5 protein-coding genes and 1 pseudogene are annotated in these 7,990 nt (G+C 72.1%); 3 read left to right on the top strand and 3 right to left on the bottom strand.

Annotation, left to right across the window (positions count from 1 at the left end; genetic code table 11):
- Together ACFWYM_RS09795 and ACFWYM_RS09790 are read right to left on the bottom strand one after the other, a co-directional pair.
- Positions 1-566: pseudogene (locus ACFWYM_RS09795) on the bottom strand (hypothetical protein); the annotation flags it as partial.
- A gap of 117 nt (positions 567-683) precedes the next feature.
- The gene (locus ACFWYM_RS09790) at positions 684-3,395 is read right to left on the bottom strand and encodes a BTAD domain-containing putative transcriptional regulator (protein WP_384832762.1); all 2,712 of its coding nucleotides are present in this window, start codon (positions 3,393-3,395) and stop codon (positions 684-686) included.
- A 363-nt stretch (positions 3,396-3,758) separates the two neighbouring features.
- Between ACFWYM_RS09790 and ACFWYM_RS09785 the strand changes: the two genes are divergently transcribed.
- Entirely contained in the window at positions 3,759-4,712 is a 954-nt protein-coding gene (locus ACFWYM_RS09785; protein ID WP_384832759.1) for an esterase/lipase family protein, read from the top strand.
- 199 nt (positions 4,713-4,911) lie between these two features.
- On the opposite strand, the gene ACFWYM_RS09780 is transcribed toward ACFWYM_RS09785, so the two are convergent.
- Positions 4,912-5,895: a D-alanyl-D-alanine carboxypeptidase family protein gene (locus ACFWYM_RS09780; protein WP_384832756.1), complete on the bottom strand. Its 984-nt coding sequence runs from the start codon at positions 5,893-5,895 to the stop codon at positions 4,912-4,914.
- Positions 5,896-6,364: 469 nt separating this feature from the next.
- Here ACFWYM_RS09780 and ACFWYM_RS09775 point away from each other — a divergent pair, with 469 nt between their 5' ends.
- A complete protein-coding gene (locus ACFWYM_RS09775; protein ID WP_384832753.1) occupies positions 6,365-6,925 on the top strand; it encodes an RNA polymerase sigma factor in 561 nt (186 codons plus the stop codon).
- On the top strand, positions 6,922-7,899 hold the full coding sequence (locus ACFWYM_RS09770; RefSeq protein WP_384832750.1) for a CU044_5270 family protein: 978 nt from the start codon (positions 6,922-6,924) through the stop codon (positions 7,897-7,899). The genes ACFWYM_RS09775 and ACFWYM_RS09770 overlap by 4 nt, the downstream gene beginning before the upstream one ends.
- Positions 7,900-7,990 lie beyond the last annotated feature (91 nt).

The raw sequence follows: 7,990 nt of genomic DNA, 5'->3' as shown, positions 1-7,990 counted from the left end.
TTCACGTGGTGGTGGTTGTTTCCGGGGGGGGCGCCCAGTTGTTGTTGGGGGCTGATGAAACGTTCGGCGGCGCCCCCTCTGGGGGCGCCCCCGCGGATCTGGGTGCTGTCGTCGACGTCGAAAGCCTGCTTGCCCACCATCATCTTGTACTCGGCCAGGTACGAGAGCGTGCCGGTGAAGCAGCCGTCGGTACCGGAGTTGATGCACTCTCCGTGGGCTCCTGTGTCGTCGCCCGGGCCGCCGGAGTCCGAGCCGACGCCGGAGCCGGTGGAGCCGGACGAACCCGAGCCGGTGGAGCCGGACGAACCCGAGCCGGTGGAGCCGGACGAACCTGAGCCCGACGAGTCCGACGAACCCGAGCCCGACGAACCCGAGCCCTTCGAGGCGGCCGGGGCGGACGCGGTGGATTCCGTGCCCGGGTCGGCGGAGGCGCTCGCGCTCGCCGACGAGCCGTCGGCGCCGCTGTCCTTGGCGCCCTCGCCGTCGTTGCAGGCGGTCAGCGAGAAGCCGAGCAACGCGGCGGCGGCGATGGCGAGCGTGGTGTTCCTGCGCAGAGCGGTAGGCATGATCCTGGGTCCCCCTGTGGTGGTGGTTAGGTTTGTTGACAGTCACGACCTTGCCGCCCGCCGCTGGCGTTCCGCTAACAGTCCACTAACGAGCCGTTTCTGCAGATGAAGGGCTGGTCAAGGCCGTGTGAGGGACTTCTGGAGCTGTTCCGCTCTGGCCCGGTATGCGGCCTCGGAGAGCGGCTCGTCGAGCACCGCGGCGACCTCCCCGAGCCGTATCAGTGCCCGTACCGTACGGGCCGGGAGATCCTCCTCCTCGTTGGCGGCGACCGCGGCGAGCAGCGCCTCGCGGGCCTCCTGGTGCCGCCCGCTGTAGTGCAGTGCGAGGCCGTACGACTCCCAGATGAGCGGGCGCCAGCCGGCGATCTCGTTCTCCGGGATGGCGGCGATGCAGCGGGCCGTGTGCTCGGCCGCCGCCGCGAAGTCGCCCTGGGCCAGGGCGGCATGGGTGGCGTGGTAGTGCTCCAGGGTGACGGCGATGGGATGGTCGGCCGTACGGGCGTCGCGCGCGGCGCCCGCCAGCGCGTCGAGCATGCCGGCCGGGTCGCCGTGCCGGTGGCGGGCGATGGCGAGCAGGACGAGGACCTGGCAGGAGACCTCGGGGGCGAAGGTGCGCAGCGGCGCCACCGCACCGGCCAACAGGGGCTCGGCGCGCGCGAACTGTCCGGTCTCCACGAACAGCATGCCGGTGACGGCCCGCAGCCAGCCGATGCCCTCGGTGCTGCCGATCCGCTCGGCGGCGGCGAGGGCCGTGTGCAGGGGCTGCTGCCAGCCGGGGTGCGGGTGCCAGTGGACGAGCGGCCACAACAGGGCGGCGATCCGCCAGGTGCGGTCCTCGTCGCCGGGCCGGGCCGCGGCCGACACCGCGGCCATCAGCGACTCCTGCTCCCTGAGGAACCAGCCGAACACGGCGTCGCGCTCGGCGAACCGAGGTACGGGTAGCCCTGCGTCGAAACCTTCGGGCAGCGCAATGGTCCGCGCGCCGGTGGGGTCGAACATGTCCACGGCGGCGTGCTGGGCCCGCAGCCAGTGGTCGACCAGGCGGCGGGTGACCGCGTCGGCCCCTTCGGCGCGGGGCAGTCCGCGCGCGTAGAGCCGTACGAGGTCGTGCAGGCTGTAGCGGCCCGGTCCTGCCTCCTGGACCAGGTGCGCCGCAGCGAGCCGGTCGAGTCCCGTTCGGGCCTCGGCGAGTCCGATCCCGGCGGCGGCCGCGGCGGCGTACGCGTCGCTCTCCCGGGCGAAGGAGTGCCCGAGCGCGCCGAGCAGCGCGGCGTCGGCGGCGTCGAGGCAGGCGACGGAGGCGCGCAGCGCGGCTTCCACCCCGGTGTTCTCCGCGGACAGCAGCGCCAACCGGCCGTGCTCGTCGGCGAGTTCGGCGGCAAGGTCGGCGGCGGTCCAGTGGCGGCGGCCCTTGAGCCGGGCGGCGGCGATGCGCAGGGCCAGCGGCAGGCCGTCGCAGAGCCTGGCGACTTCCCGTATGGCGTCGGGATCCTGGCCATCGCCCAGGGCCTCGGCGAGCAGGCCCGCCGCGTCGTCCTCGTCGAGTACCTCGAGGGGGACGGGCGTCGCGCAGTCCTCGGCCATCACGGCGTCCAGGCGGGTACGGCTGGTGACGACGGTGGCGCAGGCGTCGCCGCCGGGCAGCAGCGGACGGATCTGCGCGGAGTCCCGGGCGTTGTCGAGCACGACGAGCAGCTGACGCTTTCTGACCAGGGACCGGAACAGCGCCGCCGCGGCCTCCTGCGACGCGGGCACGGCCGCGGCGTCGACGCCGAGCGCGAGCAGGAACTCCCGGAGTACGTCGATGGGCTGGACGAGCTCGGCGCCACTGTGTCCGCGCAGGTCGGCGAAGAGACGGCCGTCCGGGTAGGCGTCGGCGTGGTCGTGGGCCCAGTGCACGGCCAGCGAGGTCTTGCCGACCCCGGCCGGGCCGGTGACCAGGGCGACGGGCGACGTGGTGGCGGTGGCGCGGGTCAGCTGCGCGCGTTCGGCCCCGCGGCCGTGGAATCCGCGCGGCGGCCTGGGCAGCAGATCAGGGGCCGCCACGGATACGGGCGCGGCGGCGCTGCCCGTGCCGCCCTCGGCGACCGCGTCCGCCTCCAGGACCTCCCCGTACGCCGCCCGCAGCGCCGGTCCCGGATCGACGCCCAGCGCGTCGGCTAGTTCCTTGCGGGTGCGGTGGTAATGCTCCAGAGCGTCCGACTGCCGGCCCGCCCCGTGCAGGGCCCGGATCAGAGCCGCGATCAGCGGTTCGCGCAGCGGCTGCGTGACGGCCTCCGCGCTCAGCAGCCTCACGGCCTGCTCGTGTTCCATCAACTCCCCGTACACGGCGGCCAGTTGCTCGACCGCGGCGAGCCGGCTCTCCTCCAGGACGGCCGCGGCGGCGAGCAGCGGGGCGGTGGCGACCGTCCCGTTGAGCGCGGGCCCCTGCCACAGCGCGAGTGCTTCGCGCAGCATCAGCGCCGCGTCCGACGGATCGCGCTGGCGCCGTGCCAGCTTCACCAGGTCCTCGAACCGGCGGGCGTCGAGCAGCGTCTCGGGCAGCCGCAGCGCGTACGCCTGCCCCTGTGTGGTGAGTTCGACGTCGTACGCGTCCAGACCCGCCTCGGTGATCAGTACGCGAAGCCGCCAGACATGGCCCTGGATGACGGTGCGCGAGTGCAGGGGCGGCTCGTCCTCCCACAGCGCCTCGGTGAGCGCGTCGACGGAGACCGGAGCCGGGGAGCGCAGCAGCAGCATCGCGAGCAGGCTGCGCCGCTTGGCGGGCCCGAGCGGCACGGGTCCTGTCCCGCCGTTGACGGCCACGGGCCCAAGGAGCTGGAACTCCATATGTACGTGCACTCTCCTGGTGGGGCCGATCTCGCTGGCGTACGAGAATATCTCCGGTCGGCACCCCGGGCTCACGGCGGCTCGGCGGGGCTCAGGGGGCCGCCTACCCCTTCGGGGTCGGTGTTTCCCTCCCTTCAGACCCTTCAGGCACTCCCGCCTCGGCGTGCATACTGAGGGCCCGGAAGGTCAACAGGGGGGCACGGGGCCGACGGTCCGGGATGTTCCTCGGGCGGTACCGGGGCGGGGGTCTGACGGTGCGTCATCTGCTGGGGACGCCGGGAGGTCACCCGAGGTGTCCTCCTTGATTGGCACTCATGGGAAACATCGCGCGTTGCCCGAGGTCCGCACTTCTCAGGAGCCGTCTTGCACATATCCAGATACGTCACCGTCGTCTGCGCCACCGCCACGGCGACGGTCTTGGCCACCTCCACGACCGCGGCAGCGGAGACCGGCCCTTGGCAGGAGAATTTCCTTCCCGCCATGTTCCATTCCATCGCCCACCTCGACATCGATCCGCCGGGAGCCAACGACTGGAACTGCCGTCCCAGCGCCGCCCACCCGCGTCCGGTCGTCCTCGTGCACGGCACCTACGAGAACCGCTACAACAACTGGGCCCGGATGTCCCCCGAGTTGAAGGCCCAGGGCTACTGCGTCTACGCCCTCGACTACGGCGACACCGACGACGCCGGAGTGGCTCTCGCTCCCACCGTCAAGGGTTACGGAGACATCAGGAAGTCCTCCAAGGAGCTGGCCGCCTTCGTGGACAAGGTGCGCGCTGCCAGCGGCTCCGGCCAGGTGGACCTCGTCGGCCACTCCCAGGGCGGGACCCTGTCCCGCTGGTACCTCAAGGCCGACGGGGGCGCGAACACGGCCGACCCCTCGAAGAACAAGGTCAAGAAGGTCATCCAGCTCGGCGCGACCAACCACGGCACCACCATGAGCGGCATCGAGACCCTCGCCGACGCGCTCCATATGCTGGAAGCCGGGGAGAAGCCCCTCGGGAAGGCGGGCATCCAGCAGTACTGGAAATCCGACTTCATCAAGGAGCTCAACGCTGACGGCGACACCGTTCCCGGGGTCGACTACACCGTGATCGGCACGAAGTACGACGAGATCACCACCCCCTGGCAGAGCACGTTCATGGCAGCGGGCCCCGGAGCGACGGTGCAGAACATCACCTTGCAGGAGGGGTGCTTCGTCGACTTCTCCGCCCATCTGAGCATGACGTACAGCCCGCGTGCGATCGGACTGGTCAAGCGGGCCCTGGACCCCTCAGCCCCGACGGCTCCCTGTGTGCCGAGGGCGCCCGCCTTCTGATTCCGGCCCGAAGGCCCCCGGCGAAGCCTTCTCCCTCGACCGCGTCGCCCTGCCCTGCATGCTCGGCGCGGGCGACGATCAGTGCATGTTCACCCGCTGACGCCCCCGCCACCTGCCGGACAGCACAACACAGCGGAGGACCCCGGCGATGCGATCGATCACCAGGGTCCTCCGCGGTAACCCAGGGCGTCGGCGGCGGTCACCGGCAGGGGTGCCCGAGGAGCGTCGTTGCGGCGGGTGCGGCGGGTGCGGGATCCGTGCCCGGGGGCTCGGTGACGGGTAGCTCCGTCGCGGCCCGCCGGATGGCTTTGACCATCCGTTCCGTCTGCGCCCAGACCGCGGCGCGGGCGCGCACCGGGGACCGGCCGGCCCGCTGGGCCAGGACCGCTCCCAGCACCAGCCGCTGCGTGCCGTGGACGTCAACGGTCACGGCCCACAGCACATTGCCGCCGGCCGGGGTGGTGGTCCCGGTCTTCAACCCGACCACGCCGTGGCGCCCCAGGAGGCGGTTCGTGGTGTGCCCCGCGGCGCCGTCGGGCAGCAGGACGACAGGGGTGGCCACGACGGTCCGCAGAGTCTCCTCGTCCATCGCGGCACGGGCCAGCAGCAGGAGGTCCTCGGCCGTACTGCAGTTTCCCGGATCCATGCCGCAGGAGCCGGTGAAGGTCGTCCTGTTCATGCCGAGCGCTGCGGCCGTCTCGTTCATCCGCCGCACGAACGCGGCCTCCGAACCGGCGCACCAGCGGGCGAGCAGCCGGGCGATGTTGTTGCCCGAGGGGACCAGCAGATATTCCAGCAGGACCCGCAGCGATATCGACTGCCCCTCCGCCACCGGCACCACGGACTCGATCTCCGAGGCCGACTCACTCGCCGCGGCAGCGTCGATGCGGACCAGCGGGCCGGCCTCCCGCAGCCGCAGCGGATGCTCCCGCAGCACCACCAGAGCGGTCATCAGCTTGGTGATGCTGGCGATCGGGACCGGCTGCTGTGAGCCGACGGTGCCCAGGCTGCCGCCGCCGACCACCATCACGCTCGCCTGCCCCTCGTGCGGCCAGGGCAGTGCGGTAGCGGAACCCAGCCTGTGCACGCCGGCCACGGTGGCGTCCACGAAGCGGCCCGCCGCCAGACCGGCACGTACGGAGATCTCGGCGGTCTGGCGCAAGGGGTGACGGGAGGCGACCATGACAACTCCTGCTTCGTGTGTGTCTCTGTACATGAAGCAGGGTGTCCGAGCTCTCCGTCCGTCCTGCGACTGCCGTGTATCAGGCGCCGCACGGCTGAACATCAGCTGCGCAGCAACACCCGGCCTGCGTGTTCAGCTGACGAAGCCGATCAGAACGGGGTCGGGCTCCGTCTGTGCGTGGGCTGGTCCGGCTGTCAGCCGAGCAGAGTGTTGAACGGGCAGCCCGCACATGACGACGGGCACGGCGCGGTGTGCAGCGCCGAGGGAGGCCGCTGACCCGCGCGGCTCGGTCATCGGCAGCGCGAGATCATGACTCTCTGGTGGAACTGCTGAACCTCATCGTGTGTCGTGTCGACGGCATCGCACGTGGCCGCACGCGGCCGGCGTCCGGGGCGCGAACGCTTTTGCGGGGCGGACACAAGAAGGGGGAGGGGGCCGCGGAAGGCGTGGCCCGTGGAAGGGGAGGTCCGTGACAAGGGACGAGGAACTGCTGGCGCGCTCGGGAAGCGACGCGTCGGCCTTCGAACCACTCGTGGAGCGCCACTCGAGGGCGCTGCACGGCTACTTCTCGCGCCGGGCGCCCGGCGCGGCGGATGATCTGCTGGCCGAGGCGTGGCTGCGGGCCTACGCGGCGCGCGGCACCTACGACGCGGCCCGCGGGCCGGTGAGGGCGTGGCTCTTCGGGGTGGCCCGCAATGTGCTGGCCGCGCACTGGCGCGGGCAGGAGCGGCCCGCGGCCGCCGTCGCGCTCGCCGCAGAGGCGAGCAGCGACCCGTGGCACGCCGTCGACCGGAGGCTGGACGCGGCGGCGGTCGCGCCGCTGATGCGCCAGATCCTGGCCGAGCTGCCGGCCGTGGAGCGGGAGCTGCTGCTCCTGATCGCGTGGGAGCAGCTCAGCCCCACTGAGGCCGCGGCCGTCGTCGGCGTTCCCGCAGGCACGGCCAGGTCGCGGCTGCACCGGGCACGCACCCGGCTGCGCACGGCGCTCGGCCCATCCGCCCCGCTCTACCTGACTGGAGACCTCGCATGACCGGGCAGCAGGACATGAACGACAGGGACCTCCTCGACTTCCCCGGCGCCGGGGAGCTGAGGGCCGCGGGGAAGGTATCGCCGCCCTCGGCCGACACCGTCGCCGCGGCGCTGGCCGCGGTGCGGTCGGCGGCCCGCCAGGCGCAGGAGGGGGGCGGTCCGGCAGTCGAGCTCGCATGGGAGCCAGAGCCCGCGGTCGTTGCGGTGCGGACGTGGCGGCGGCGCCTTCCCGTGTTCGTCTCGGTGGCGGCGGTCGTGGCGATCGCGCTGGGCGTCGCGGTCCAGCCGTGGTCGGACTTCGGGGGTGAGCGGAGTTCCCCGGCGGCGCAGCGGACGGAAATGGCGCCGTACTGGAAGGTGCGGACCCTCGAGTGGGCGCGGAGCAGCGGCAAGGCCCAGCGGCCGGAGGGGACGCACAAGACCGTCTGGCTGAGCCGGAACGGCACGCGTGAGCAGGGCGCCAACGGCCTGGTCCGGGACTACCCCGCCGAGGTCAAGGGAGGGATGTCCTACGTGATCTGCGGCAACTCGATCCTGTGGGACGACCTCAGGAAGCTGCCCACCGACCCGGCGGCGCTGCGGGCCCGGCTCGTCGGAAAGGCCACCGGGGACGACGCCGAAGAGGGCCTCTACAACGGCATCGAGGAGCTGCTCACGCAGTCGCCCGCCGAACCGCAGCTGCGGGCCGCGCTGTTCAAGGTGCTCACCAAGATTCCCGGGGCGCGGGTGAAGGAGCGGGTGAAGGACAGCACCGGGCGCTCCGGCACGGCCGTCGAGCTGGACGCCGGTACCTGGCACCGGCGGCTGATCATCGACGCCGGGACGTTCCACGTGCTGGAGTCCGTGGACACGGCGCGCAACGACGGCCTGTCCTGGGGAAAGCGGAAACTCCGGGCCGGGGACCTCATCCAGCGCACCACCTACCTCTCCGTCGGGCCCGCCCGGGAGGCACCGAAGCCGTCCGAGCGGCCCTAGGTCGTGTCCGCAAAGTCGGTTGGCTCGTTGGGTATCTCGTGGTGCGTCGTCATGAGTTGACCGATCCGGCGTGGGCTGTGGTGGAGCCGTT

The organism is Streptomyces sp. NPDC059009, assembly GCF_042740175.1.
GTDB lineage: Bacteria > Actinomycetota > Actinomycetes > Streptomycetales > Streptomycetaceae > Streptomyces.
This window is presented reverse-complemented; position numbering and strand designations above follow the sequence as displayed.